22 protein-coding genes and 3 tRNA genes are annotated in these 25152 nt (G+C 71.1%); 11 read left to right on the plus strand and 14 right to left on the minus strand.

Annotated elements, in window-relative coordinates; translation table 11 throughout:
* Positions 1–24 precede the first annotated feature (24 nt).
* From glxA to ACZ7MF_RS23100, 3 genes are all read right to left on the minus strand, one after another.
* Positions 25–1962 carry a radical copper oxidase GlxA gene (gene glxA, locus ACZ7MF_RS23090; RefSeq protein WP_471479324.1) on the minus strand — a complete coding sequence of 646 codons (1938 nt, stop codon included), beginning with the start codon at positions 1960–1962 and terminating at the stop codon, positions 25–27.
* Positions 1959–3926, minus strand: a complete 1968-nt coding sequence (locus ACZ7MF_RS23095; protein ID WP_471479327.1) for a glycosyltransferase family 2 protein — start codon at positions 3924–3926, stop codon at positions 1959–1961. The genes glxA and ACZ7MF_RS23095 overlap by 4 nt, the downstream gene beginning before the upstream one ends.
* 292 nt (positions 3927–4218) lie before the next feature.
* Positions 4219–4292: transfer RNA gene (locus tag ACZ7MF_RS23100), tRNA-Lys, on the minus strand.
* 197 nt (positions 4293–4489) lie between these two features.
* On the opposite strand from ACZ7MF_RS23100, the gene ACZ7MF_RS23105 reads away from it, so the two are divergent.
* From ACZ7MF_RS23105 to ACZ7MF_RS23115, 3 genes are all read left to right on the plus strand, one after another.
* The gene (locus tag ACZ7MF_RS23105) at positions 4490–5551 is read left to right on the plus strand and encodes a peptidoglycan-binding protein (RefSeq protein ID WP_471479329.1); all 1062 of its coding nucleotides are present in this window, start codon (positions 4490–4492) and stop codon (positions 5549–5551) included.
* 56 nt (positions 5552–5607) lie between these two features.
* Positions 5608–6759 (plus strand): SPFH domain-containing protein, encoded by a 1152-nt coding sequence (locus tag ACZ7MF_RS23110; protein ID WP_471479331.1) that lies wholly within the window; start codon positions 5608–5610, stop codon positions 6757–6759.
* Between the two features lie 120 nt (positions 6760–6879).
* On the plus strand, positions 6880–7485 hold the full coding sequence (locus ACZ7MF_RS23115; protein WP_471479334.1) for a lytic polysaccharide monooxygenase auxiliary activity family 9 protein: 606 nt from the start codon (positions 6880–6882) through the stop codon (positions 7483–7485).
* Between the two features lie 45 nt (positions 7486–7530).
* Here ACZ7MF_RS23115 and ACZ7MF_RS23120 read toward each other — a convergent pair.
* From ACZ7MF_RS23120 to ehuB, 6 genes are all read right to left on the minus strand, one after another.
* Positions 7531–7604, minus strand: a tRNA-Lys gene (locus ACZ7MF_RS23120).
* A gap of 115 nt (positions 7605–7719) precedes the next feature.
* Positions 7720–8478: an IclR family transcriptional regulator gene (locus ACZ7MF_RS23125; protein ID WP_471479337.1), complete on the minus strand. Its 759-nt coding sequence runs from the start codon at positions 8476–8478 to the stop codon at positions 7720–7722.
* A 181-nt stretch (positions 8479–8659) separates the two neighbouring features.
* Positions 8660–9445: an ectoine/hydroxyectoine ABC transporter ATP-binding protein EhuA gene (gene ehuA, locus ACZ7MF_RS23130; protein ID WP_007449894.1), complete on the minus strand. Its 786-nt coding sequence runs from the start codon at positions 9443–9445 to the stop codon at positions 8660–8662.
* On the minus strand, positions 9435–10085 hold the full coding sequence (gene ehuD, locus ACZ7MF_RS23135) for an ectoine/hydroxyectoine ABC transporter permease subunit EhuD (RefSeq protein ID WP_356858394.1): 651 nt from the start codon (positions 10083–10085) through the stop codon (positions 9435–9437). The genes ehuA and ehuD overlap by 11 nt, the downstream gene beginning before the upstream one ends.
* On the minus strand, positions 10082–10783 hold the full coding sequence (gene ehuC / locus ACZ7MF_RS23140) for an ectoine/hydroxyectoine ABC transporter permease subunit EhuC (RefSeq protein WP_471479342.1): 702 nt from the start codon (positions 10781–10783) through the stop codon (positions 10082–10084). The genes ehuD and ehuC overlap by 4 nt, the downstream gene beginning before the upstream one ends.
* Positions 10780–11709 (minus strand): ectoine/hydroxyectoine ABC transporter substrate-binding protein EhuB, encoded by a 930-nt coding sequence (gene ehuB, locus ACZ7MF_RS23145; RefSeq protein ID WP_471479344.1) that lies wholly within the window; start codon positions 11707–11709, stop codon positions 10780–10782. The genes ehuC and ehuB overlap by 4 nt, the downstream gene beginning before the upstream one ends.
* Positions 11710–11816: 107 nt before the next feature.
* Between ehuB and ACZ7MF_RS23150 the strand changes: the two genes are divergently transcribed.
* Positions 11817–12311, plus strand: a complete 495-nt coding sequence (locus ACZ7MF_RS23150; protein WP_356858388.1) for a DUF3830 family protein — start codon at positions 11817–11819, stop codon at positions 12309–12311.
* Here ACZ7MF_RS23150 and ACZ7MF_RS23155 read toward each other — a convergent pair.
* From ACZ7MF_RS23155 to ACZ7MF_RS23165, 3 genes are all read right to left on the minus strand, one after another.
* Entirely contained in the window at positions 12292–12795 is a 504-nt protein-coding gene (locus tag ACZ7MF_RS23155) for a hypothetical protein (protein WP_471479347.1), read from the minus strand. The two genes, ACZ7MF_RS23150 and ACZ7MF_RS23155, sit on opposite strands and share 20 nt — an antisense overlap.
* Before the next feature lie 79 nt (positions 12796–12874).
* Positions 12875–14257, minus strand: a complete 1383-nt coding sequence (locus tag ACZ7MF_RS23160) for an amidase (protein WP_471479349.1) — start codon at positions 14255–14257, stop codon at positions 12875–12877.
* 35 nt (positions 14258–14292) lie between these two features.
* On the minus strand, positions 14293–15276 hold the full coding sequence (locus tag ACZ7MF_RS23165; protein WP_471479351.1) for a D-2-hydroxyacid dehydrogenase: 984 nt from the start codon (positions 15274–15276) through the stop codon (positions 14293–14295).
* Between the two features lie 187 nt (positions 15277–15463).
* Between ACZ7MF_RS23165 and ACZ7MF_RS23170 the strand changes: the two genes are divergently transcribed.
* The 6 genes from ACZ7MF_RS23170 to ACZ7MF_RS23195 all read left to right on the plus strand — a co-directional run bounded on the left by ACZ7MF_RS23170 (position 15464) and on the right by ACZ7MF_RS23195 (position 20373).
* Complete coding sequence (locus tag ACZ7MF_RS23170) at positions 15464–16369, plus strand: maleate cis-trans isomerase family protein (RefSeq protein ID WP_471479353.1); 906 nt, start codon at positions 15464–15466, stop codon at positions 16367–16369.
* A complete protein-coding gene (locus ACZ7MF_RS23175; RefSeq protein ID WP_471479355.1) occupies positions 16366–17097 on the plus strand; it encodes a maleate cis-trans isomerase family protein in 732 nt (243 codons plus the stop codon). The genes ACZ7MF_RS23170 and ACZ7MF_RS23175 overlap by 4 nt, the downstream gene beginning before the upstream one ends.
* A 391-nt stretch (positions 17098–17488) precedes the next feature.
* Positions 17489–19057: a pectate lyase family protein gene (locus tag ACZ7MF_RS23180; protein ID WP_471479357.1), complete on the plus strand. Its 1569-nt coding sequence runs from the start codon at positions 17489–17491 to the stop codon at positions 19055–19057.
* Between the two features lie 147 nt (positions 19058–19204).
* Positions 19205–19552 (plus strand): hypothetical protein, encoded by a 348-nt coding sequence (locus ACZ7MF_RS23185; RefSeq protein ID WP_356858374.1) that lies wholly within the window; start codon positions 19205–19207, stop codon positions 19550–19552.
* Between the two features lie 142 nt (positions 19553–19694).
* Positions 19695–20309: a bifunctional DNA primase/polymerase gene (locus tag ACZ7MF_RS23190; RefSeq protein ID WP_471479359.1), complete on the plus strand. Its 615-nt coding sequence runs from the start codon at positions 19695–19697 to the stop codon at positions 20307–20309.
* Positions 20300–20373 (plus strand) — tRNA-Lys (locus ACZ7MF_RS23195). The genes ACZ7MF_RS23190 and ACZ7MF_RS23195 overlap by 10 nt, the downstream gene beginning before the upstream one ends.
* Before the next feature lie 167 nt (positions 20374–20540).
* Here ACZ7MF_RS23195 and ACZ7MF_RS23200 read toward each other — a convergent pair.
* Complete coding sequence (locus ACZ7MF_RS23200; protein ID WP_471479361.1) at positions 20541–21857, minus strand: M6 family metalloprotease domain-containing protein; 1317 nt, start codon at positions 21855–21857, stop codon at positions 20541–20543.
* Between the two features lie 284 nt (positions 21858–22141).
* Between ACZ7MF_RS23200 and ACZ7MF_RS23205 the strand changes: the two genes are divergently transcribed.
* Positions 22142–24046: a putative bifunctional diguanylate cyclase/phosphodiesterase gene (locus ACZ7MF_RS23205; RefSeq protein ID WP_471479363.1), complete on the plus strand. Its 1905-nt coding sequence runs from the start codon at positions 22142–22144 to the stop codon at positions 24044–24046.
* Here ACZ7MF_RS23205 and ACZ7MF_RS23210 read toward each other — a convergent pair.
* Positions 24022–25122, minus strand: a complete 1101-nt coding sequence (locus tag ACZ7MF_RS23210; RefSeq protein WP_356858366.1) for an LLM class flavin-dependent oxidoreductase — start codon at positions 25120–25122, stop codon at positions 24022–24024. The genes ACZ7MF_RS23205 and ACZ7MF_RS23210 overlap by 25 nt on opposite strands.
* Between the last annotated feature and the right edge of the window lie 30 nt (positions 25123–25152).

The following is a 25152-nucleotide window of genomic DNA, read 5'->3' on the forward strand; positions in this document are numbered from 1 at the left end:
CCCGAAGCACAACCCGCGGGAGCGCTACGGAACTCGCACCCACTCCGCCTTACTCGGCGTCCCCTCCCCATCCGTCACGAACATCATGTACCACCCCGACTGCACCAGATTCTTGCCCTCCGGCACCGTCACCGTCAGCTTGTCCCCGTCCGCCTTGAAGTCCAGCGCGACGGACCGCTGATCCACGTCCGTGACGTGGGTCGACGCGCTCGGCCGGATCAGCCGCACCTTCTTGACCGTCGACGCCGCACGCGAGGTGAACGTCCCCGACTCACCGCGCGCGATGGTCTGCGGGCCGCCGGACAGGTCGGGCCGCGAGTCGCGGTACAGGTACGGCGGCGTGTAGATCTCGATCCGCTGCTCGAACTTGCCCGGCTTGGTGTTGGCCTTGTCGGCGTAGAGCGAGTCCGAGCCGAAGAACATCAGGCGCCCGTCGGGCAGCAGGATGGAACCGGAGTGGTAGTTGCGCCCCACCAGCGGGTCGGCGATCCGCTCGAACTCGTTCGTGTCCGGGTGGTAGAGCCGCGCCTGAAGGATGTTGGAGTCGCCGCGGCCCCGGTAGTCCTCCGAGCCGCCGGAGACCAGCACGCTGTCGTCGGGCAGGATCGAGGCCTGCGGATAGCGCGTGCCCTTCTCCAGTGACGGTCCGTCGACGAACTTCGGGTCGTCCGCCTTGAGGTCGGCGATCCGGGTCTTCTCGCTGGACAGCTTGGACTCGCCGACCCCGCCGCCGCCGATCACCATGTACTTCTCGTCCTGTGCCGGCGGCAGCAGCACCGTGTTCGCCGTCTCCAGCATCTTCGCGTCGCTCATGCCGGGGACCTTGGTGAACTTGTTGGTCTCCACGTCCCAGATGCCCGGGGTGCGGCCCACGTCGTCGGGTCCGTACCCCGCGTTCGCGCCCGAGTAGAAGATCTTGCCGTTCTGCATCAGGAACAGCGCCGGGTACGTCGGGAACTGGCGGACCTTGTCGGTGTAGGTCCACTCCTTGGTCTTCGGGTCGTAGACCTCGTTCTTGCCGGGGACCAGCTGGCCGATGTCGTCGAGGCCGGAGACGCTGAGGATCTTGCCGTCGCCCAGGGTGGTGAGCGTCGGGTACCAGCGGGCCTCGTGCATCGGGTCGACCTTGATGTACTTCTCGGCGACCGGGTCGAACTCGAAGGCGTCCCGGATGCCCTGGAAGTCCTTCTTGTCGAGGGCGAGCTTCTGCGCGATGCCGTACGTGTTGCGGGCGTCGGCACCCGACAGGCCCTGGATGCGGTAGTTGTCCTCCGTACCCGTCTCGTACTTGCTGCCGCTCTTCTGCGCCTCGACGTAGATCCGGCCGAGGCCCGGGTCGTTGCGCACGAACGCGCCGGTCGCCGGGTCGAAGACCTTCTTGGCGCGGGGCACCAGGACCGGGTCCTTGGAGACGAAGGTCTTGCCGTTCTCCTTGCCGGTGAACTTGGTGCCCGCCGGGAGGGTGATCGGCTTGTCCGGGTTCTCGTTGTGGACGACCATCAGGCCGCCGGCCTTGGTGACGTCGCCCTTGAGCTTCTCGTACCGCTTGGTGCCGCCCGCGATCAGCAGGTTGCCGTTGGCGAGCTGCGTGTGTCCGGTGCAGAACAGGTCCGTGGGCGTCGGCACCTTCTTGATGGTGCCCTTGACGGGGTCCCAGATCCGGGTGTCGTACTGCTTGTCGTCGGAGTTGTCCTGGTTGTTGCCGGACCCGGCGACCATCAGCACCTTGCCGGTGCGCAGCAGTGCCGCGTGGATGGTGTTCTGCCGGTACTTCTCGGGAAACTCGATGATCTCCCACTTGCCGTTGGCGGCCTTGTACTCCGGCTGGTTGATCTTGTACTGGTGGTATTTCTCGGTGCTGAAGCGGTAGAGCCACGGCCCGTTCATCCCGGCCAGCGCGACTACCACCGCCGTACCTATCGCGAAGCGACGGGCGCGGCGGCGGCCGGCACGGTCTTTCATTCCTTACGTCCCCCAAGTCCACCAAGGGCGATCTGCATGGTCTGGTCGTCTCCCCCGTCGGCGGGGGCGGCCCAGTTGGGCTTCTGCTGCGGCGCGTGCGCCGAGTGTCGTCCGTGCGGCTGCTGCGGCGGGACCCGTGGTGCGGGCTCCGCCGCCGCGACCGGCGGTTGCTTCTTCGCCTTCCTCAGCTCGTGGCGCCAGGCGAACATCGGCGACGCGGTGATCAGCAGCGCGAACGTCGCCCAGATGATCATCGCGGGGTGGGAGTGGCCGTAGACGAAGCCGGCGGTGATCGAGCCGGCGAAGATCACGATGAAGTACCAGTGGTACCGGAACGTCCCGAACAGGGTGTCCGGGCTGGCCGAGTCGCCCTTCGGGGTCACCACGAACTTGCTCTTGCGGCGCAGCACGGAGTCGATGAGCGCCTTCGCGTACAGCGGCGCCGACAGCGCGGACATGACCATGCCGGCCACGCCGCCGGAGCCCTCCGGCTCGTGCGGGGAGACGTTGTGGCGGCGGTTCCAGACGTACAGGCCGATCTGGAGCGCGGAGGCGTTGCCGTAGAGCATCAGCCAGACCGCCGGGTCGATGTTGACGCCGGACGCGCCCAGGCCCAGGAACAGGCAGCAGCTCAGCGCCGCCAGGATCCAGTTCAGGGCCGACATCGGATAGAAGATGATCATCATCGTGTAGTTGAAGAGCTTGCTCGGCGGCAGCGAGTACCAGCCCTTCCAGTACTGCTTGAGGATCGTCTCGTACGTCCCGCGCGACCAGCGCATCTGCTGGGTGAAGAAGTCCGTCCAGGCGTTGGGGCCCTCGCCGACCGCGAGCACGTCCGGGGTGTAGACCGAGCGCCACTTGCGGCCGGTGGCCGGGTTCTTGTGGCGGTGCATCTCGAAGCCGGTCGCCATGTCCTCGGTGATCGAGTCGTACAGGCCGCCGATCTGCTTGAGCGCCCTGATGCGCACCGCGTTGGAGGTGCCCACGAACATCGGCCCGCCGTAGCGGTTGCCGGCGCGCTGGATCAGCGCGTGGAAGAGGAACTGCTGCGACTCGGCGGCCTTGGTGATCGGGTTGTCGTAGTTGCCGTAGACCTGCGGGCCGATGACGAAGCCGACGTCCGGGTCGCGGAAGAAGCCGAGCATCCGCTCCAGGTAGTTGGGCAGCGGCACGTGGTCGGTGTCGACGGAGGCGAAGAAGTCGTAGTCGTCGCCGTGCGCGTCCAGCCAGGCGTTGTAGTTGCCGTGCTTGGTCTTGGCGCGGTGCGGGCCCTTCTTCCGGTTCCACTTGGCGACGCCCTTGCGGGAGAAGTGGTGCACGCCCAGGCGCGCGCACACCTCCTTCACCTCCGGGTCGTCGCCCTCGTCGAGGAGCCAGACGTGCATCAGACCGCGGTGGCGGATCTTCACGGCCGCCTCCAGGGTCTTCGTCACCATCTCCAGCGGCTCCTTGCCGGGCACGAAGGAGGTGAGGAAGGCGACCTTGGTGCCGGTCTCGGGCACCACCGGGACCGGGTCGCGGGCGACCAGGGTGGCGTGCGCGTTCGACAGCACGTTCAGACAGCGGAACAGCTCGATCAGGCCGATCGCCACGAGCATCACGATGTCGAGCGCGGGCAGCCAGTCGAAGGCCACGTAGTCGCGCTCGGTCCAGTGCTCCGGCTGGAGCAGCCAGACCAGCAGCACCACCGACAGCAGCGGGGCGGCGGCCAGCATCAGGGCGACCCGGATGCGGTGCGGCTCCTGCGAGATCAGCGAGCGGTACTGCACCCGGTACGGCTTGTTCGGGTCGGGCTGGGTGAGGGGGCCCGCGAGGCGGCTGTAGTGCTCGTAGTCGTACTTCGGCAGCGTCTTCTTTATCCGGCGGAACGAACCGGTGTTCCAGTTCCGGTGCCCGGGCACCCTGAGCTGGGTGGTCTGGGACGGGTCGTGGTCTGGCCCGGCGCCCGTCGGCGTCGACGTCATGAGTCATTCCCCCCACACGCGGGTCATGCGTGTTTCGTCGCTTCCTTCGCCTGCACCGGTCCCCCTCGACCGTCACGGACGTATCAGTGGTGGGTCACAGTCACCACGGCATGCACACCTTATATAGACATGGAATGGTGACCCCCGGTTGCATGATGCCCCCTCGGCATCCCCTCGGCATCCGGCCCCCAACCGGACCAGGGTTCTACGGCGTTCGTCATGATCGCAAGACGTCCCGGCGCCGGATACGCCGAAGGCCCCCCGTGTGATACGGAGGGCCTTCGACCGTCGGTGCGCCGCCAGGGACTCGAACCCCGGACCCGCTGATTAAGAGTCAGCTGCTCTAACCAACTGAGCTAGCGGCGCCTGCTGACCTGCACAACTCTACCCGATGCCGACCGGTGCTCCGGACCACCGCCCCAGCCCCCGCGGGGCCGCCCCTTCGGCCGGGTACATCATTCGGACCGTCAACATGCGCGTGGTGGGGACAGTTGCGAAACTGACCGACATGTACCGAAGTGCACCGCCGCGGGCCTGCCCACCGGGAGTGTGAGGGGAATCGCATGGAGACTCCCGTATTCGAGGAGATCGAGCCCGCGAGCGACTGCGACTGCGCCGGCTGCCGCCACTGGCGGCGCGTTCTGCCGCACGCCCCGGCGGGCCGCGCGCTCGCCCATCCGGCGGCGTACCGCACGCTGGTCGTGGCCACCGCCGCCGCTTCCGCCACCGCCGTGTCCGTCCTCGGCGCGGGCGGGGCGGCGGCGCTCCCGGCGGCCGCGCACGCCCCCCACCGGCCCGGCGTTCCCGCGGGTGACGAGCCCGGCACCCCCCAGGGCCCGCGAGCCCCGCTGCACGGCCCGGCCGGCCGGCCCGCGGCGCCCCCGGCCGGTGCGGAACTGGCCGGCATCACCCGTACGGAGATCATCGACCGGGCCAGGAGCTGGGTGGCCGCGAAGGTCCCGTACAGCCTGACCGCCTACTGGTCCGACGGATACCGGCAGGACTGCTCGGGCTTCGTGTCGATGGCCTGGAAGCTGCCGGCCAACGAGTGGACCGGAAGCCTCGGCACCGTCGCCGACCGCATCACCAAGGCGGAGTTGCAGCCCGGCGACATCCTGCTCTTCCACAACGCGTCCGACCCCCAGAAGGGCTCCCACGTGGTGATCTTCGGCGGCTGGACGGACGGCACCCGCACCGCCTACACGGCGTACGAGCAGACCCCGCCGCACACCCGGAAGCTCGACACGCCCTACGCCTACTGGAGCAACTCCGCCCAGTACCTGCCGTACCGCTACAAGGGGATCGCGGCGAGCGACGCGGGCAAGGCGGCCGCGGCGGGCACCGAGGAGGCGCCGCCCGGCGCCGCGGGCCCCGCCTCGCACGGGGTGGCCGGATACCCCGGCCGGGCGATGTTCCGGCCGGGCGCGGACAACCCGTACATCACCCGGCTCGGCAGGCAGCTGGTGAGGAAGGGATTCGGCACGTACTACACGAGGGGGCCGGGTCCGCGCTGGGGCGAGGCGGACCGACGGGGCGTCCAGGCCTTCCAGCGCGCCCAGGGCTGGCGCGGCGGAGCGGCGGACGGCTACCCGGGCCCGGAGACCTGGCGGCGGCTCTTCTCCTGAGCGCACCGGGGTGATCATCCGTTCATGACGCGTCTGGCGCGGAGGCTGGAGCACGCATGAGTACGACATCGTCAACGAACCCGGAGACCGCGCCGGCGGCACCGGAGGAGTCCGCGGCGGCGGCCGCTCAGCGGCCCGCCCGGCTCATCCACAACGAGGCCACCACCGAGATCCCCGTCCACCTGCTGTTCCGCGACGACCCCGATCCGGCGCCGGTCCCGCTGCGGCCCGCGGTCGTCGCGCGCCGCCAGGGGCCGGGGGAGCGGACCGGGGCACGGCCGGGCGCGCGGCGCCCCGTCGCGGCGCGACCGCGCCCGGCGCCGTGCGTCGACCCGGAGCTGACGGAGCGTCCGGCCCGGGTGCTGCCCGGCGCCGCGGGCGTGGCCGCCGGTCTGTGCGGGGCGGCCGGGTGCGCGGCCACCTCCTGGTGGGCGGGTCTCCTGCCGTCGCTCGCGGCCCAGGCGCTGGGGCTGCCGGCGTACGCGGGTGCCGGGCTCGGGCCTGCGCAGTGGGCGGCGTACGCGGCCGCGGGGGCGCTGGGGATGTTCGGGTTCGGAGGGCTGGCCCGGGGCCGGACCGGACGGGCCTGGGTGCTCGGCCTGTTCGGCCGCTACCGGGGGACGGTGCGGCGCACCGGCCTGATGTGGGTGAACCCGCTGCTGCTGCGCCGCCGGGTGGACGTGCGGCTGCGGCACTGGCGCAGCGAGCCGATGCCCGCGGCCGACGGCAACGGGGTGGCGCTGAGGGCGGTGACGCTGGTGGTGTGGCGGGTGCGGGACACCGCGAAGGCCACGCTGGGCGTCGAGGACCACGAGACGTATCTGCGCGAGTGTGTCGAGGCGGCGCTGGCCCGGGTCCCGGTGGAGCCGCTCGGCACGGTGCGCAGCTCGGCGGACGTGGCCGGGGACACGCTGACCCGGCTGGTGGCGGCGGACGCGGCGCCGGTCGGCCTGGAGGTGTTCTCGGTGCGGCCGGTCCGGGTGGAGTATGCCCCCGAGGTCGCCGCCGCGATGCACCGGCGCCGGATCGCGGCGCTGGACGCGGCGCAGCGGGCGAGCGTGCTCACCTCCGTCGTGGACTCGGTGGAGGACACGGTGACCCGGCTGACCATGCGCGGACTGGTGGAGCTGGACGACTACGAGCGCAAGGTGCTCGTGAAGGACCTGACGGTGGCGTTCTGCGCGGGGCGGGGGGACACGGGGCACTGACCCGTTCCGCGTTTGGTATGGACATGTTCAATTGTCAGCAATAATCTGAGACTTGGTCTAGACCTGCACGGCTCACTGAACTTCCCCTGAACTTCCCCACACGTCACAGGGAGCAGCAGTATGCGCACAAGGACCAAGTTGTACGCGGCCGCGCTGGGCATGGCGACCACCGGAGCCCTCGTGCTCTCGTCCGGCGGCGCCAGCGGTCACGGCTACACCGACCTGCCCGTCAGCCGGCAGAAGGTGTGCCAGAACGGCACGGTCGGCGGCTGCGGCGCCATCCAGTGGGAGCCGCAGAGCGTGGAGGGGCCCAAGGGCTTCCCGGCCTCCGGGCCGGCCGACGGCAAGATCTGTTCGGCCGGACACGGGTCGTTCGCCGCGCTCGACAGCCCCAAGCAGCCGAACGGCCAGGCGTGGCCGACCACCAGGGTGAACGGCGGGCAGAGCTACACCTTCCGCTGGCAGTTCACCGCCCGGCACGCCACGACCGACTTCAAGTACTACGTCACCAAGCCGGGCTGGAACCAGAACCACAACCTGACCCGGGCCGACCTCAACCTCACACCGTTCTTCACGGTGCCCTACGGCGGCAAGCAGCCCCCGGCCACCCTCTCCCACAGCGGCACGCTGCCGTCCGGGCTGAGCGGACACCACGTGATCCTCGCGGTGTGGACGGTGCACGACACGGGCAACGCGTTCTACGCCTGCTCGGACGTCACCTTCTGAACACGGGAAGGGCCCCCTCGCTCGGCGAGGAGGCCCTTCCTTCTGTGCGCCGCCAGGGACTCGAACCCCGGACCCGCTGATTAAGAGTCAGCTGCTCTAACCAACTGAGCTAGCGGCGCATGACTCCCGCCGTCCGCTTCCCGCGGTCGGTGACGACGAAAATACTACCCGGTCCCGGGCAGTGCTCGTGACCAGCTCCGGGCCGGTCCGCCGGAGGGGCCCGCCGGAGAGGCCCTAGATCGCCAGGGACAGCAGCACGGGTGCCGCGCTCCGGTTCAGCTCGTCCGCGGCCCGGCGCAGCCGGTGCGCGTGCTCGACCGGGAGCGACAGCGCCAGGCAGCCCACGGCGGAACCGGCGGTGATCGGGACGGCCGCGCAGACCGTGCCCACCGCGTACTCCTGGAGGTCCAGGACGGGCACGGTGGCCGGCTGCGACTCCAGCCGGGACAGCAGCAGCTTGTCGCTGGTGATGGTGCGCGAGGTCAGACGGGCCATCCGGTGCCGGGACAGGTGGTCGCGGCGGCCCGCGTGGTCCAGCTGGGTCAGCAGGGACTTGCCCACCGCGGTGGCGTGCGCCGAGACGCGGAAGTCCACCCACTCGTTCACCCTGGGCGCGGCCGGGCTGTCGGCGTACTGGGTGACGCTGACCTCGCCGTCGACGTACCGGCTGATGTAGACGGCGGCGCCCACCGAGTCGCGCAGCCCCTCCAGGGTGCGCTGGAGCTTCTCGCGCAGCGCCTGCTCGCGGCCCTTGGCCGAGCCGAGGCGGGCCAGTGCCTCCCCGGTGACGTACGCGCCGTCGGCGGTCTGCTCGACGTATGACTCGCGGCGCAGCATCCGCAGGAGCGTGGTCAGGCGCTCCGGGCCGATGCCGCTCTCGCGGGCGATCTCGGTGTCGGTGACACCGGAGGTGTGCCGCGCCACCGTCTCCAGGACGCGCAGGGCGTCCTCGGTCGAGCGGTGCGGCGCGGTCGGCCTGTGCTGCAGCGCCACGGTGGTCTCCCCCTGCGCTCGCTGATGCATCCCTGCGTTCACGATAGCCGCCAAGAGGCCGCTCGTGAGGGGGTGTTGACCGGATTTCGGGGCCCCCATCTGCGACGCAGGCCCTCTGGCATATGCCGACGGCCTGCCCCAACGTCCCGACCTCGGACGTTGGGGCGGCGACGCCGCGCAATTACAGGACGGCGCTGAGAAACTCCCGCGTCCGGTCGTGCTCCGGCTCGCTGAAGATCTTCTCCGGCGCGCCGGCCTCGATGACCCGGCCCGAGTCGAACATCAGGACCTGGTCCGAGATGTCCCGGGCGAAGTTCATCTCGTGGGTCACGCAGAGCATGGTGATGTCCGTGGTGCGGGCGATGTCCCGCAGCAGGTCCAGGACGCCCGCGACCAGCTCCGGGTCGAGCGCCGAGGTCACCTCGTCGAGCAGCAGCACCTTCGGGCGCATCGCCAGCGCCCGGGCTATCGCCACCCGCTGCTGCTGGCCGCCGGAGAGCTGGGCCGGCCGGGCGTCGCACTTGTCGGCCAGGCCCACCATGTCGAGCAGGCCCTTGGCCCGTTCCACCGCCTCGTCCTTGGACATCCCGAGGACCGTGACCGGCGCCTCGGTGATGTTGCGCAGGACGCTCATGTTCGGGAACAGGTTGAACTGCTGGAACACCATCCCGATCTGCTTGCGGACCTCGCGCCGCTCCTTCTCGGTCGCCGGGAAGAGCTTCTGCCCGTCCACGGTGATCGTGCCCTCGTCGGGCTTGAGGAGCGTCATCAGCAGCCGCAGGATCGTCGTCTTGCCCGAACCGGACGGGCCGATCAGGGTGACGTGCTTGCCGGCGTCGACGGAGAAGTCCAGGTGGTCGAGGACGGTGTTGTCCCCGAACCGCTTGGTGACCTGCTCCAGGCGGATCAGCTCGCCGGAGCTGCGCTCGGGGCTTTTCTCGGGGTTGGGAAGAGTGTCAGTGGGCAAGGCGTCGCTCCAGGGCTCGCAGGGCAAGGGAGGCCAGGTAGGAGATGATGATGAAGGCCACACCGATCACCGTCAGGGGCTCGGTGAACTGGAAGTTCTGCTGCGAGAACAGCCGTGCCTCGCCGAGCATCTCCAGCACCGTGATCGCCATCAGCAGCGGCGTGTCCTTCAGCATGGAGATCACGTAGTTGCCGAGGGCGGGAGTCACACGGCGGATCGCCTGCGGCAGGATCACGGCCGTCCAGGTCCGGCGCATCGGCAGGTTCAGCGCCGTCGCGGCCTCCCACTGGCCGACCGGCACCCCCTCGATGCCGGCCCGGTAGACCTGCATCGTGTACGTCGAGTAGTGCAGGCCGATGGCGACCACGCCGGTGGTGAGCGCCGAGAAGGTGATGTTCCACTCGGGCAGCACGTAGAACAGGAAGAACAGCTGCACCAGCAGCGGGGTGTTCCGGATGAACTCGGTGACCACACCGACCGGCCAGGTCACCCAGCGGCTCGGCACCCGCATCAGCAGCGCCCACACCAGGCCCAGACCGAAGGAGACCAGCGAGCCGAGGACCAGGATCTGCAGGGTGACCAGCAGGCCGTCCCAGAAGTGCGGCATGAAGTCGGAGACCGCGCTCCAGTCCCATTTCACGACACACCACTTCCCTCAGGCACGCGCACGGCCGCCGTCTTCTTCTGCGGCGCCTTTCCGACGCCCGCCTTCAGCTTCTTCTCCAGGCCGCGCATCACCCGCGTGAGCAGGAACGCGATCACGAAGTAGATCAGCAGGATGTACGTGTAGATCTCCGCGCTCTCCTGCAGCGCCAGGCGCACCAGGTTGCCGCTGAACGCGAGGTCGCCCATGCCCATGATCGACACCAGGGCGGTGCCCTTGAGCAGTTCGATCAGCAGGTTGGAGAAGGGCGGGATCATCTCCGGCACCGCCTGCGGCAGCAGGATCAGCTTCATCCGCTGCCAGGGCGTGAAGCTGAGCGCGATGCCGCCCTCCTTCTGCGCCGGGTCGACCGCGGCGAGCGCGCCGCGCACGATCTCGGAGCCGTACGCCCCGTAGGTCAGCCCGAGCGCCAGCGTGCCCGCCCACATCGGCACCAGCTGCCAGCCGAAGGCGGGGGGCAGCACGAAGAAGACCCAGAAGATCATCACCAGCGCGGAGGTCCCCCGGAACACCTCGGTGTAGAGGCCCGCGAGGAAGCGGACGATCCACAGCCGGTGGGTGCGCGCGATGCCGGCCACGAAGGAGACGGCCGTCGCCAGCAGGGCGCTGAAGAAGAGCAGCTGGATGGTGACCCAGACGCCCTGGAGTACGAGTTCCCACAGTCCCGAGGTCATCCGCCGCAGAGCTCCTTCGCGGTCAGATCGGTCATCTCGTTCTCGGTGAAACCGAAGGGCTTGAGGATCCGCAGCAGTTCGCCGCTCTTCTTGAGCTTCTGGAGCTCGACGTTGAAGGCGTCCCGCAGGTTGGTCTCGTCCGGACGGAAGGCGAAACCGCCGCCGTCGATGTGCGGCTTGCCGCCGACGATGGGCGAGAAGGGCTCGGTCGCCTCCGCCTTGCTGGACTTCTTCACCACCTCGCGGACGGTCAGCGCGGTCCCCGCGAAGACGTCCACGCGCCCGGACTCGACGGCGTTGAGTCCGGCCACCTGGTCGGGGACGATCAGGATGTCGTCCTCCTTGTACCCGTGCTCCACCGCGTAGGCGATCTCGGCGTAGCCGGTGCCGGTCGCGAACTTCGCCTTCTTCTTGACGACGTCCTTGTAGTTGTGCAGCCCGAGCGGATTGCCCTTGCGCACGATGTACGCGTCGAGCATCTGGTAGTCGGGGTCGGAGAAGATGACCTGCTCGCAGCGGTCGGCGTTGATGTACATCCCGGCCGCCACGACGTCGAACTGCTGCGACGCCAGGCCCGGGATGAGGGAGCCGAACTCCGTCGGCACCGGCTGCACCCGGTCCACTCCGAGCCGCTTGAAGATGACCTTCGCCAGCTCCGGCGCCTCACCGGTCAGCTCGCCGTTCTTGTCGATGTACCCGAAGGGAACCTCGCCCGCGATGCCGAGCCGGGCCACTCCCTGTGCCCTGAGCCTGCCGAGAAGGTCACCGCCTTCCACGTCGGATGCGCTGGCCACCCGCGAGCAGCCGGCCGCCCCCAGCGCACCGAGCGCCGCGACCCCCGCGAGCAGCGACCGGCGGGTGGGCCCGGCTGTCCTGGACCATTGGTCGGATATACCCCTTGGTGGGGTTCTGTGTGGTGGAGCCATGGGCGCGCAGCTACCCGAAGGTGGGCAGGTTATGCCGATCTTTTTCAGTCCGATACATCGGCCCGGCGCCCTTGACCGCGGGGCCGCGGGGCACTGCCATGGAGGGCATGGCTGATCGCTACATCGAAGTCTCGCTGGTCAAGCGCGGAATCACCTGCACGGCCCAACTGCTCGACGACCGGGCCCCGATCACCTGCGCGGCCGTCTGGGACGCGCTCCCCCTCGGCGGCGACGTGTACCACGCCAAATACGCCCGCAACGAGATCTATGCCCTTTTCCCGCCCTTCGCGACATCCGAACCCCCGCTGGAGAACCCGACGGTAACGCCGATTCCGGGCGATCTGTGCTATTTCGCCTTCGCGGGTGCCGAGCTGGGCACGAAGGCGTACGGCTACGACCGCGAGGTCCGCCCCGGCACCACCCTCGTCGACCTCGCGCTCTTCTACGAGCGCAACAACCTGCTCCTCAACGCCGACGTCGGCTGGGTACCGGGCACCGTCTGGGGCCGCATCACGGAGGGCCTCGACGAGATGGCCGAGGCCTGCAACGACCTGTGGCGCACGGGAGCGGCGGGGGAGACCCTCAGCTTCCGCCGGGCGTAGCCGACGTCACGGAGAACCCCTCACCGCCGTACAGCGACTCGTACTCGACCTCGATGACGAGCCGCCGGTCGACCAGACTCCAGAACTCCTGGAGCCGGTCGGAACCGCTTTGTTCGGTTCCGTCCGACTCCAGGCGCACCAGAAACGTCTCCTGCCCCGCGAGCACGACGGAACCCGCCCGCAGGGAGTACGTCTTCGGCCACAGGCCGGGTGCGAAGACGGCCGGCTTGACCTCCCGGTTCCACTCCCCGGCCACCACCCCGTCCAGGAGCACCGCGCTGCGCGTCACGACGGCCGGTCCCAGTCCGGCGTTGACGAGCTTCAGCCCGACGACGTCGTCCTGCCGTATCCGCCGGATCCGCAGCAGGGGTCTGACCGACTGCCGGTTGTGCAGGCGGGTCGCCCTGGTCTGCGACCAGCTGACCCAGAGCGATCCGAGCGCGACGACGGTGGCGGCGACGGCGATGACCGTCTCCGCGCTCATCCCGTCCCCCGGACCGTCATCGCGTCCCCCCGGACCGTCATCGCGTCCCCCTGGGCCACCATCGCGTCCCCCCGGACGGTCATGAGGCGGCGCCCGCCTCGTACAGCGTGTGCGCCGCCCGCAGGACCAGGTCGTCGCGGTGGCGGGCCGCGACGATCTGCACGCCGATCGGCAGCCCGTCGCCGTCCGCCCCCACCGGCACGGTGCACGCCGGCTGCTGCGTGAGATTGAACGGATACGTGAACGGCGTCCACCCCGTCCACCGCCGGTACCCCGACCCCTTCGGCACCTCCACCCCCGCCTCGAACGCCGTGACCGGCAACGTGGGCGTCACCAGCAGGTCGTACGCCTCGTGGAAGACGCCCATCCGCCGCCCCAGCTCCATCCGGACGTCCACCGCCGCGAGATAGTCCAGCGCCGAGTACCGAGCCCCCGCCCCCACGATCTCCCGCAGCCCCGGGTCCAGCAACTCCCGCTGTCCCGCCCGCAGATGCTGCACCACCCGCGCCGCCCCGCTGAACCACAGGGTGTGGAAGGCGTCCACGGGGTCCGTGAAGTCGGGGTCGGCCTCCGTCACGTACGCGCCCAGCTCCGCCAGCCGCTCCACCGCCCGCCGCACCGCCCCGGCCACCGCCGGACGCACCGCCACCTGTCCGCCGAGCGAGGGCGAGTACGCCACCCGCAGTCCCCGCACCCCGCCGGACAGGGCCTCGGTGTACGACCCGGGCGCCGGGCCCAGCGCCGACCAGTCCCGGGCGTCCGGGGTGCCGACGACGTCCAGCATCAGCGCCGCGTCCGCCGCGTCCCGCGTCATCGGACCGACGTGCGCGAGCGTCCCGAACGCACTCGCCGGGTACAGCGGCACCCGGCCGTACGTCGGTTTCAGGCCGAAGATGCCGCAGAAGGACGCCGGGATGCGCACACTGCCGCCGCCGTCCGTGCCCAGCGCCAGCGGCCCCGCCCCGAGCGCCACGGCCGCCGCGGCGCCCCCGCTGGAACCGCCCGCGGTACGGGAGGGATCGTGCGGATTCCGTGTCACACCGGACAGGGGCGAGTCCGTCACGCCCTTCCAGCCGTACTCCGGCGTCGTGGTCTTGCCGACGAACACCGCGCCGTGCTCACGCAGCCGGGCCACGGACGGCGCGTCCTCCTCCCAGGGCCCGTCCGGCGAGACGGCCCGGGAGCCGCGCAGGGTCGGCTGACCGCGCGTCAGCAGGATGTCCTTCACCGTGACCGGCACCCCGTCGAGGCGCCCGCACGGCTCCCCGCGGCGCCACCGCTCCTCGGCCCGCCGGGCCCGGTCGAGCGCCTCCTCGCCGGTCAGCCGGACGAACGCGTTCACCTCCGGCTGGATCCGCTCGGCCCGCTCCAGCACGGCCCGGGTCGCCTCCACGGGGCTGAACGCGCCCTTGCGGTAGCCGTCGACGAGCTGTACGGCGGTCAGCTCGGTGAGGTCGGTCATGCGGCACCCTCCGCGGGTCGGAGACGTCGGCGACGTCAGTGTCCGGGCACGTATCCACGCTTCTTGTCGACCACGTTGGCCAGCGGTCCACCCGCCGCCCAGCTCTCGAACAACTCCACGAACTGCGCGCCCAGTTCGTCCCGCCAGCCGATCGTGTCCCCGCTCATGTGCGGCGAGACGATCAGCCCCGGGACCTCCCACAGGGCACTGTCCGGCGTCAGGGGCTCGTGGCTCAGCACGTCCAGCGCGGCGCCCGTGATCCGGCGCGCGGTCAGCGCCTCGACCAGGTCGCCCTCGACGACCAGCGGCCCACGCCCCACGTTCACGAACCGGGCGGAGGGCCGCATCAGAGCGAACCGCCGGGCGTCGAACATGCCGCGCGTGTCGTCGGTGAGCGGCGCCGCCGCCACCACCCAGTCGGCCCCGGCCAGCAGCCGGTCCAGGTCCTCCGGGCCGTGCACACCCGGGCGTGCGGTGCGGCCGACCAGCGCGGTGGTGATGCCGAGCGCCCCCAGCGTGCTCACGATCGCCCGGCCGATCGGGCCGGAGCCCACCACGCAGGCGCGCGTTCCGGCCACCCGCATCGACTCGCGGTGCCGCCAGGTCCGCTCGCCCTGGAGGCGCAGCGTGGTGGGCAGGTCCTTGGCCATCGCCAGGACGAGCGCGGCGACGTACTCGGCGATCGGTTGGTCGAAGACCCCGCGCGCGTTGGTCACCACCGTGTCCGACTCGGCCAGCTCCGGGCACATCAGATGGTCCACGCCGGCGCTCGCCGTGTGCACCCAGCGCGGACGCGGACCGCCGCCCGGCCACGCCTCGCGCACCGCGTGCGAGGTGAAGTCCCACACCAGCAGGACGTCGGCGTGCGGCAGCCGCTCCGCCAGCGTCGCCGCGTCGGCGTGCTCGATCCGGGCCCGGCCGGTCAGCCGACCCAAACGGGGGAGCGGCTCGGCGTCCAGGACGAGGAGGGCAGGAGCGGGAGTCGGCGCGGGCGCGGGCGGGCGCGGGGACGTGGTCATCGGCGGCCTGTCTCCGGTCGGTGGAAGCGGGGGCGGTTCAGGTGTTGACGCGGAAGTTAACCGGCTGTTGACCTGGGAGTGATGCGGGCGGATTGACCACGCTCGCACCGGAACCTACCTTCGTCAACACGGCCGTGCGTAACGGTGCGTTGCCCTCCCCTTTCTCAGTGTGAGGCCGGTGCGTGCCATGGACATCTCCTTTCTCGGCGGACCAGCTCCGCAACGCGGGGTCGGCGTGGTCGCCCCGTTCGACTTCGCACTCGATCGCGAGCTGTGGCGATGGGTGCCCGACGACGTGTCACTGCACATGACACGGACCCCCTTCGTGCCCGTCGAGGTCAGTCTGGACCTCGCCCGGATGGTCAGCGAGCACGAAACCCTCGGCGAGGCGGTGCGCACCCTCAACGCCATCGCCCCCGAGGTCGTCGCCTACGCCTGCACCTCGGGCAGCTTCGTCGGCGGCATCGCCGGGGAACGCGCCATGTGCGAGGCGATGACCTGGGCGGGCGCGGTCCCGTCCGTCACCACCTCCGGCGCCCTGCTCGACGCGCTGACCGAGCTGGGCGTGCGCCGCGTCGCGCTGGTGACGCCGTACACCGTGTCCGTGACCCGGGCGCTGGAGGCGTACGTCGCCGAGGCGGGCGTCACCATCACGGGCTGCGCCTTCATGGGGCTCACCCGGCACATCTGGAAGGTGCCGTACCGCGACGTGGCCGACATGGCGCGCCAGGCCGTACCCGCACCGGGAGCGGCGGACGCCCTGTTCATCTCCTGCACCAACCTCCCCACCTACGACGTGATCCCCCAGCTGGAGGCCGAGCTGCGGATCCCGGTGATCTCGGCCAACCAAGTGACGATGTGGGCGGCGCTGCGCCGACTGGGTACCCCTGCGGTGGGGCCGTACCAGGCGCTGACCGATCCGGCCGCGCGCCTCGGCCCCGCGGCGGCGGGCGCGTCGGGTCCCGCGGCGGTGGTGGGACCCGTGGGTCCCGTCGACCCCGCGGTGGCGGGCCCGGTCGGACCCGCGGCGGTGGACATGCCGGGCGTCGGTGACGTCCCGGACACGGAACAGCAGCAGGAAGGGTGGACATGACAGCACTGGGAATCCTGTACCCGGGCCACTCCGGCGAGGACGACTACCCACGCATCGAGCAGCTCCTGAGCGGCGGCATCCGGGTGGACCTGGTGCACACGGACATCGGCGAGGACGCCCACCGGGTGGACGCGCTCCTCGAGATGGGCTCGCCCGCGCGGCTCGAGGCGGGCGTGGCCGAGCTGCGGCTGGCCGGCGCCGACGCCGTGGTGTGGGCCTGCACCAGCGGCAGCTTCGTGCACGGCTGGGACGGCGCGCACGAACAGGTGCGCGCCCTGGCCCGGGCGGCGGGTCTGCCGGCCTCCTCCACCTCCTTCGCCTTCGTGCACGCGGCGAAGGAGCTCGGGGTGCGGCGGGTCTCGATCGGCGCGACCTATCCGGAGGACGTGGCGCGGCTCTTCGCGGACTTCCTCGGTGCCGCCGGCATCGAGGTGGCCGACGTCGTCAGCTCGGGCATCGTCACGGCGGCGGAGGTCGGCACCTGGACCGAGGAGGAGGTGCTGGCGCTGGCCCGCGCGGCCGACCGCCCGGACGCCCGGGCGGTGCTCCTCCCGGACACGGCCCTGCACACGGCGGCGTACATCCCGGCCCTGGAGAAGGAGCTGGGCAAGCCGGTTCTCACCGCCAACCAGGTCACCATCTGGGAGGGCCTGCGCCTGGCCGACCGCCGGGTCAACGCGCCGGAACTGGGCGCGCTGTTCACGCGGGAGCCGGTGGTGCAGGCCTGAGCAGGGCGTGAGACGGGAGAACCCCGGTCCGCGGGTGCGGACCGGGGTTCTCGTCGAGCGCTGGGCAGGCCTTGCACCTGCATTTCCCCACGGGAAGTGGGGCGTCTTTCCTTGGACCACCAACGCAGTGCCCGTTGCGGGGAGTTGGCCCCCGTGATCAGGCAAGATGATCGTACCGCAGCTCCGGCCGGGGTGCACATCGAGCGTCATCCGTTCAAGTAGATGGACTTTGATCGCAAATCTGAACCATCACTTACTCACCTGAACCCTTGTCAGCACTCGAAGCTCCCCCTATTCTCACGCCGAGAAAGCGCTTTCCGCCATCGTGTGATTGACATGATCACGCCATGGCTTCCGTTCCGGCATGTGAAGGCGAATGGGGAGACCGAGGATGAGACGACCAGTCGCGCTGCGACTCCAAGCGGCACTGGGCACGCTGGCCCTCGCGGCCGCGGCCGGTGTGGTGCTGACGATGCCCGAGACGGCGACGGCAGCGGCCGGCGGCGCCACCGGCTACGCGACCCAGAACGGCGGCACCACCGGCGGTGCGGGCGGGCAGACCGTACGGGCCGCCACCGGCACCGCGATCCACGAGGCCCTGTGCGGCCGGGCCAGCAGCAGCACCCCGATCACCATCGAGGTCGAGGGCACCATCAACCACGGCAACACCAGCAAGGTGTCGGGCGACAGCTGCAACACCGCGGCCGACAAGATCGAGCTGAAGCAGGTCAGCAACATCACGATCGTCGGGGTCGGAAACGGCGCCGTCTTCGACCAGCTGGGCATCCACATCCGCGAGTCCAGCAACATCATCATCCAGAACGTGACCGTCCGGAACGTCAAGAAGTCCGGCTCGCCCACCTCCAACGGCGGCGACGCCATCGGCATGGAGAGCGACGTCCGCAACGTCTGGGTCGACCACTCCACCCTGGAGGCCTCCGGCGGGGAGTCGGAGGGCTACGACGGCCTCTTCGACATGAAGGACAACACCCAGTACGTCACCCTGTCCTACAGCGTCCTGCGCAACTCCGGCCGCGGCGGGCTGATCGGGTCCAGCGAGAGCGACACCTCGAACGGGTACGTCACCTTCCACCACAACCTGTACGAGAACATCGACTCCCGCGCACCCCTGCTGCGCGGCGGCACGGCCCACATGTACAACAACCACTACGTGAGCCTGAACAAGTCGGGGATCAACTCCCGCGCCGGCGCCAAGGCCAAGGTCGACAACAACTACTTCGAGGACTCCAAGGACGTCCTCGGCACCTTCTACACCGACGCGGCCGGCTCCTGGCAGGTCAGCGGCAACATCTTCGACAACGTGACCTGGTCCGAGCCCGGCGAGGACAACAACCCGGCCGGTCCCGACCCGCAGTCCAACACCACGGTGTCCATCCCGTACTCCTACAGCCTCGACGACGCCTCCTGCGTGCCGTCCGTCGTGAGCGGCACGGCGGGCGCCAACAAGGGCCTGAAGGTCTCGGACGGCAGCTGCACCCCGCAGAGCCCGGACCCGACCGACCCGACCGACCCGGACCCGACCGACCCCGACCCGACGGACCCGACCGACCCGGACCCGACCGACCCGCCGACCGGGACCAACCTGAGCGTCGGGGCGGGCGCCGACGGCTCGTCCAAGGCGAGCGGCACCAGCTACGGCAACGTGCGCGACGGCGACCTCGGCACGTACTGGTCCCCGGCCGGCACGACCGGCTCCATCTCCGTGAAGTGGTCCTCCGCCACCACCGTCGGCAAGATCAACATCCGTGAGGCGGCAGGCTCCGAGGGCACCGTCGGCTCGTACCGCGTGGTCAACCACGACACCGGCGCCGTCCTGGCCTCGGGCAGCGGAGCGGGCGTGATCGGCTTCTCCCCGGTCTCGCTGGAGAAGATCACCTTCGAGATCACCGGCGCCTCCGGCACCCCGAGGATCGCCGAGTTCGAGACGTACGCGGGCTGACACGGCCAGGCGGGGGTGTGTCCGGATCGCGGCTCCGGGCACGCCCCGCCCTCTTGCGCGGGCGCGGGACAATGGACGGTGGCCCACTCCACCGGAGTGACCCCGCACCCGGGGACGGGCCGTCGTCCCGCACGAGGAGGAGAAGACATGGCGGAGCCCACGCCGCGTCGGCACGAACCGCGGCTACGCCCCGCGCCCCTGCTCTTCGAGCCGGCGGAGGCGGCCGCCGATCCCGAGCACTTCTTCGACCTCGAGTCGATCGACGACCCCCGGGACCTGCTCGAACGGGCCACCGAGCTGACCCACGCGTTCCGCGCGGCGGCGGACCGGGCGATGGAGTTCCAGGCGCTCGCGGCGGCGCAGCTGGCCGATCCAAGGCGGTTCGACCGGCTGACGGCGGCGGACATCGCCGAACGCGCGGAGTGGACCGAGGACTACGCCAAGAAGATGGTGGAGTTCGGTCGGGACCTGATGCGCGGCGATTCGGCCGAGTGAGCCGAGTTCGCCGAGACGGCGGGCGGGAGACCGGAGCGCATATGCCAGAAGGCTGGGCAAGATACTCCCCTCCCGGCCGCTGTGTCCCGGTTTCCCGCAACCCAGCGGAGCGGAGTCCTCACGCCCGGTAGATATTTGCGGTATGAGCAGCACACGCAACGCCACGCCCCATGCCTCGGACGTCACCTCGGACGGCGCCGCCTGGCTGGCCTCGGCGGGCGCGTACCCGCGCAGCACGCTCGCGCTCTGGGAGGAGCGGCCCGAGGCTCCGGTCGTCCTGCCCTGCGGTTCCGCCTTCGACGTGGTGAGCGCTCCCGCGATCTTCGGCCGCCGGATGCTGGACCGGCTCTGGGACGACGGCCCCGGTTCCGGCCCGGTGGCGGAGTTCCGCGGCCGGATGCTGCTGTTCGCCGCCCCGGGCACCGCCCAGCGGCTGCCGTCGCTGCTCGACTGGGAGGAGTGGAGCGCCCGCGGCCGGGAGGGCGGCCGTACGGGAGCGGTGCCGCCGCTGCTGTGCCACGGCGCCGGGGACGCGGTGACCGTACCGGCCCCCGCGGGCCCCGCCGCCCACGCGGATGCGCCGCCACGCTCCGGATCCCGCTGGCTCGTGGCCCCGGACACCCGCCAGCCGTGGCTGCCCGGCCCGGAGATCATGCTCTGGGCGGCCGTGCGGGCGGCCCGCGCGGCGGTGCGGATTTCGATTTTTCCTCCCGCCGACCAGGATGCTAAGGTCTACGACGTCAGCAGGCGCCGCTAGCTCAGTTGGTTAGAGCAGCTGACTCTTAATCAGCGGGTCCGGGGTTCGAGTCCCTGGCGGCGCACGATGGCGATGGCGAGGCGTGTTCGCGGAAAGCGCGAACCTCCTCGCCATCGTTGTTTTTGCGCGGCTTCGCCGCGCGTTGTGGGGGCTTCGCCACCCACACCCCCCCGGGTCGGTGGACCGGAGGCCGGGGCTCGGGGCGGGTGTCTGTGGTCCGGGGTGGGCGGGTCAGCGTCTGCCGGGGGTGATCTGTACGGTCCAGGTGCCCGATTCCGTGCGGTCCTCGACCTCTACCCGTACGCCGTCGACCGGCACCGTGAAGCTCTCGCCGAGGGCCACCGGGGCGTCCGCCAGCGGGGGGTAGACCGAGTCGGCCCAGCAGGCCTCGGTGTCCGGGTGGGCGTCGACCACCTCGATCGGTCCGCCGCCCGACTCCGCCCCGCTGTGCACCCGGTACACCAGCACCCCCGCGCGGCAGGATGCCGCGTCGTTGCCGACCGGCGTGCGCACCTCGAAGGCGAGCGCGCTGCCCGCGCCCGTGCGCACCACCGCCAGCTTCGTGCCCCGCCCGAGGCCGAAGGCCGGCGCGCCCGCGGCGCCGGTCACCACCACCCCGGGGCCCGCGCCCAGCGGCTCCAGCGTCAGCCGGGTCGGTTCGCTGCCCCGCACACAGGCCACCTGCCGGGGCCGCAGCCAGCCCAGCTTCCACTTGTGCCAGCCGAACAGGTCCGGGGAGAGCCCGAACTGGCTGCCCATCAGGTCCCAGTCGCCGACGTGCGTGTCCCAGTCGCCCTCGCCGTCCGCCGGCCGGTGGTACAGGTCCGGCAGGTCGAAGACGTGCCCCGTCTCGTGGGCCAGGACCAGCCGGTCCGGCGGATGGTTCTCGAAGACCGTGACGACCCGCCGGATGTCCGTGCCGTCCGCCCGCAGCGGGGTGTCCAGGTTGACGACCTTCGTGGCGTCGGAGTCCACCCCGGGCGCGTCCGGGTCCGCGACGAAGTAGACGACGTCGTACCGGGAGAAGTCGACGTACCGGTCGGCCGCGGTCAGCGCGTCGCGCAGGTAGGCGGCCCGGTGCTCCGGGCTCCAGTCCCGCCGTATGGCGTACGACGTCGACGGGCTCGGCATCCGGATCCAGTCCCGCAGCGGGTGCGGGCGGAGCGTGAAGGCACCGTAGGAGGCGCGCCGGAAGAAGTCCCCGGTGGCGGGGAAGTGGTCGGCGGCGAGTTCGGCCGGTGCCGTCAGCGGCTGGGAGTCGGGGAAGGACAGGAACACCATCACCGCGTCCAGGGCGCGGGCGGGCCGCGGATAGGTGGCGTTCCAGGTGTCCAGGCCCTCGGAGTGGTGCACGGCGGTGCGCTCGAGCGCGCAGGGCTCCGGGGAGAAGGGCTCGGCGACCGAGGGCGCGGCGATCAGGGAGGTCGCGGCGAGGGCCGACATCGTGGTGCACACCGCGGCGGTGCTGCGCAGCCTGGTCCGGGGGAGCTGGCGCGGCACATGGACCTCCGGACGCGGTTGACGGGACACCGCACCCAGCTTGTGCATGATTGTCGTATTGCGCCCTGTTCGCGTGCACCGGATGGGTGAGCCGTCCGGGATTTCGCAGGGGTTCTCCCGGTTGACACCTCGAAGGCACTCACGGAACGTCACAACTGGTCGGAGGGGTGACGGACCCGTCCAGGTGTGAGCAGAAACGATCTGCCGGACGGGTCGCTCGGTCCCGAACGCGGAACGGCGGCTGGAAGGGGCCGGTGTCAGCCTCTATGATCGGCACACTTTCCTGCACGAACAGAGCACGAACAGAGATCGAGGCACTGCGGGAGCGAGCGGTGAACGGAACCTCCGAAGGGCCGGCGCCCGCAGCGGATCTCGGCCCGGCCATTACAGAGAGTGATGAAGGTCTGGCTCCTCGTGCCGTGCGTACGGAGCCCCCGGCCTACCGGTCGGTGTTCACCACGGCCCCGCTCGCCATGGCCGTCGTCGACGCCGAGGGCCTGGTCGTCAGCGCCAACGACACCCTGGGCGCCCTGCTCGGCACCGACCCCGGCGCGCTGGCCGGGTCGGTGGCGGCCGACCTCGTCGACCTCGCCTCCGACGCCGGTACCTGGCACGCGTACCGCGAGGTGCTGCGCGGCCACCGGCCCCGGCTGCGCTGCACCAGACGGCTGAAGCGGGCCGACGGGCACTCCCTGTGGGCGCAGGTGACGGTCGAGCCACTGGCCGGTTCCGGGGACTCCGGGGGCGGGGACGCCCCGGGGCTGCTGCTCTCCGTCGCCGACGTGAGCGCCCGGCGCGAACTCCAGGCCCGGCTGCGCCACCTCCAGATGCACGACCCGGTGACCCGGCTGCCCAACCGCGCCCTGTTCTTCGAACGCCTGACCGCCGCACTGGAGGCGGAGTCGTACGAGCACGGCGGCACCGGCCGGATCGGCGTGTGCTACCTGGACCTGGACGGCTTCAAGGCCGTCAACGACACCCACGGCCACCGCGTCGGCGACCGGCTCCTGGCCGCCGTGGCCGAACGGCTCACCAGGTGCGCGGAGGAGGCGGCCCACGCCCGGTCCGGCGCCCCGCTGGTGGCCCGGCTGGGCGGCGACGAGTTCGCCCTCCTGGTGGAGGACTCCACCGGCACCGACCAGCTCGCCGACCTGGCCGGGGCGGTCCTCGCGGCCCTCCAGCCGCCCTTCGAACTCTCCGACCGGCGCCTGTCGGTCACCGCCTCGGTCGGCGTCGTCGAACGCCACACCGCCGGCACCACCCCCACCGCCCTGATGCAGGCCGCCGACACCACCCTGTACTGGGCCAAGGCGGACGGCCGGGCCCGCTGGACCCTGTTCGACCCCGAGCGCAACGCCAACCGCATGACCCGCCAGGCGCTGGCCGCCACGCTCCGCCCGGCCATCGAACGCGGCGAGTTCGCGTTGGAGTACCAGCCGCTGGTCGGCATGGAGGACGGCCGGGTGCGGGGCGTCGAGGCGCTCATCCGCTGGAATCATCCTCAGTTCGGCGTACTGGCGCCGAATCGGTTCATCGCACTGGCGGAGGAGGATGGCTCGATCGTTCCCCTCGGCCGCTGGATCCTGCGCACCGCCTGCCACCAGGCCCGCCGCTGGCAGCTGGCCCACCCCGGCGAGCCGCCGATCTTCGTCAGCGTCAACGTGGCGGTCCGCCAGGTCTGGGACTCCGACCTGGTGGCGGACGTGGCCCGCACCCTGGAGGAGACGGGCCTGGCGCCCCACCTCCTCCAGCTGGAGCTGACGGAGTCGGCGGTGATGGGCTCGGCGGGGCGCCCGCTCCAGGTCCTCAAGGCGCTCAGCGACATGGGCGTCCACATCGCCATCGACGACTTCGGCACCGGCTACTCGAACCTGGCCTACCTCAGCCGGCTGCCGGTCTCGGTGCTGAAGCTGGACGGTGCGTTCGTCCGGGGCTTCCAGTACGAGGCCGCCGTTTCGGAGGCTGCCGACGTCGGTGCGGGTGCCGGGGTCGCCAATCCGGCCGACGAGGTCATCGTCGAGGCGATGGTCCAGCTCGCCCACCGCCTCGGCCTGACCGTCACCGCCGAGTGCGTGGAGACCTCGGACCAGGCGACCCGCCTGCGCCGCATCGGCTGCGACACCGGCCAGGGCTGGCTGTACTCCCGGCCGGTGGCACCGGACCGCATCTCCGCGCTGCTGGGCCACGCGGAGCCCGGCGGCCCGGCCGGGGTTCAGGCCGGCGTCGGCAACCCGTAGGCGTCGGCGATCAGCTCGTAGGAGCGCAGGCGTACGTCGCCGCCGTGGGCGTTGGCGGTGAGCATCAGCTCGTCGGCGCCGGTGCGCTTCTGCAGGTCGTCGAGGCCGGCCCGCACCTCGTCGGCGGTGCCGTGGATGACGTTGGCGTTCCAGGACTGGATGAAGTCCTGCTCCATCGGGCTGAAGTCGTACGCCTCGGCCTCCTCCGGCGTCGGCACCAGCCCCGGGCGCCCGGTGCGCAGCCGGACCATGTTCAGCGCGGCCGCCAGCACCTGCCTGCGCGCCTCCTTCTCCTCGTCGGTCGCGAGCGCGGAGACGCCGATGAGGGCGTACGGGGCGTCCAGCACGGCGGACGGCCGGAAGGACTCCCGGTACAGGTCGAGGGCGGGGACCGTGTTCTGCGCCGAGAAGTGGTGCGCGAAGGCGAACGGCAGCCCGAGGGTGCCGGCCAGCCGCGCGCTGAACCCGGAGGAGCCGAGCAGCCACACCGGCGGCCGGTGCGCCGACTGCACGCCCCCGGGGGAGGTGGCCTGCACGGGCCCCGGCACGGCGTGGATACGGGCGTACGGGTGCCCGTCCGGGAAGTCGTCGTCCAGGAACCGGATCAGCTCGGCGAGCTGCTGCGGGAAGTCGTCGGCGCCCTCGTTCAGCCGGTCGGTGCGGCGCAGCGCGGCGGCGGTGGCCCCGTCCGTGCCGGGGGCGCGGCCGAGGCCCAGGTCGACGCGCCCCGGCGCCATGGCCTCCAGCGTCCCGAACTGCTCCGCGATGACGAGCGGCGCGTGGTTGGGGAGCATGACGCCGCCCGACCCGAGCCGGATGCGGTCGGTGTGGGCCGCCAGGTGGGCCAGGATCACGGCGGGGGAGGAGGAGGCGACGCCGGGCATGGAGTGGTGCTCGGCGACCCAGTAGCGCTGAAAGCCGCGGGCCTCGGCGAGCCGCACGATGTCCACGCCGGTCCGCAGCGCGTCGGTGGCCGTCCGGCCCGCCCCGACGGTCACCAGGTCCAGTACGGAGAGGGGGACGGGAGCGGTGCCGTGGGCGGTGCCCCGGATCTCCTCTGCGGCGTCTGCGGGCATGGTGGGGTGCCTCCTGTGCTTGACGTGGTC

The sequence above is a fragment of the Streptomyces sp. NPDC111628 genome, assembly GCF_055635195.1.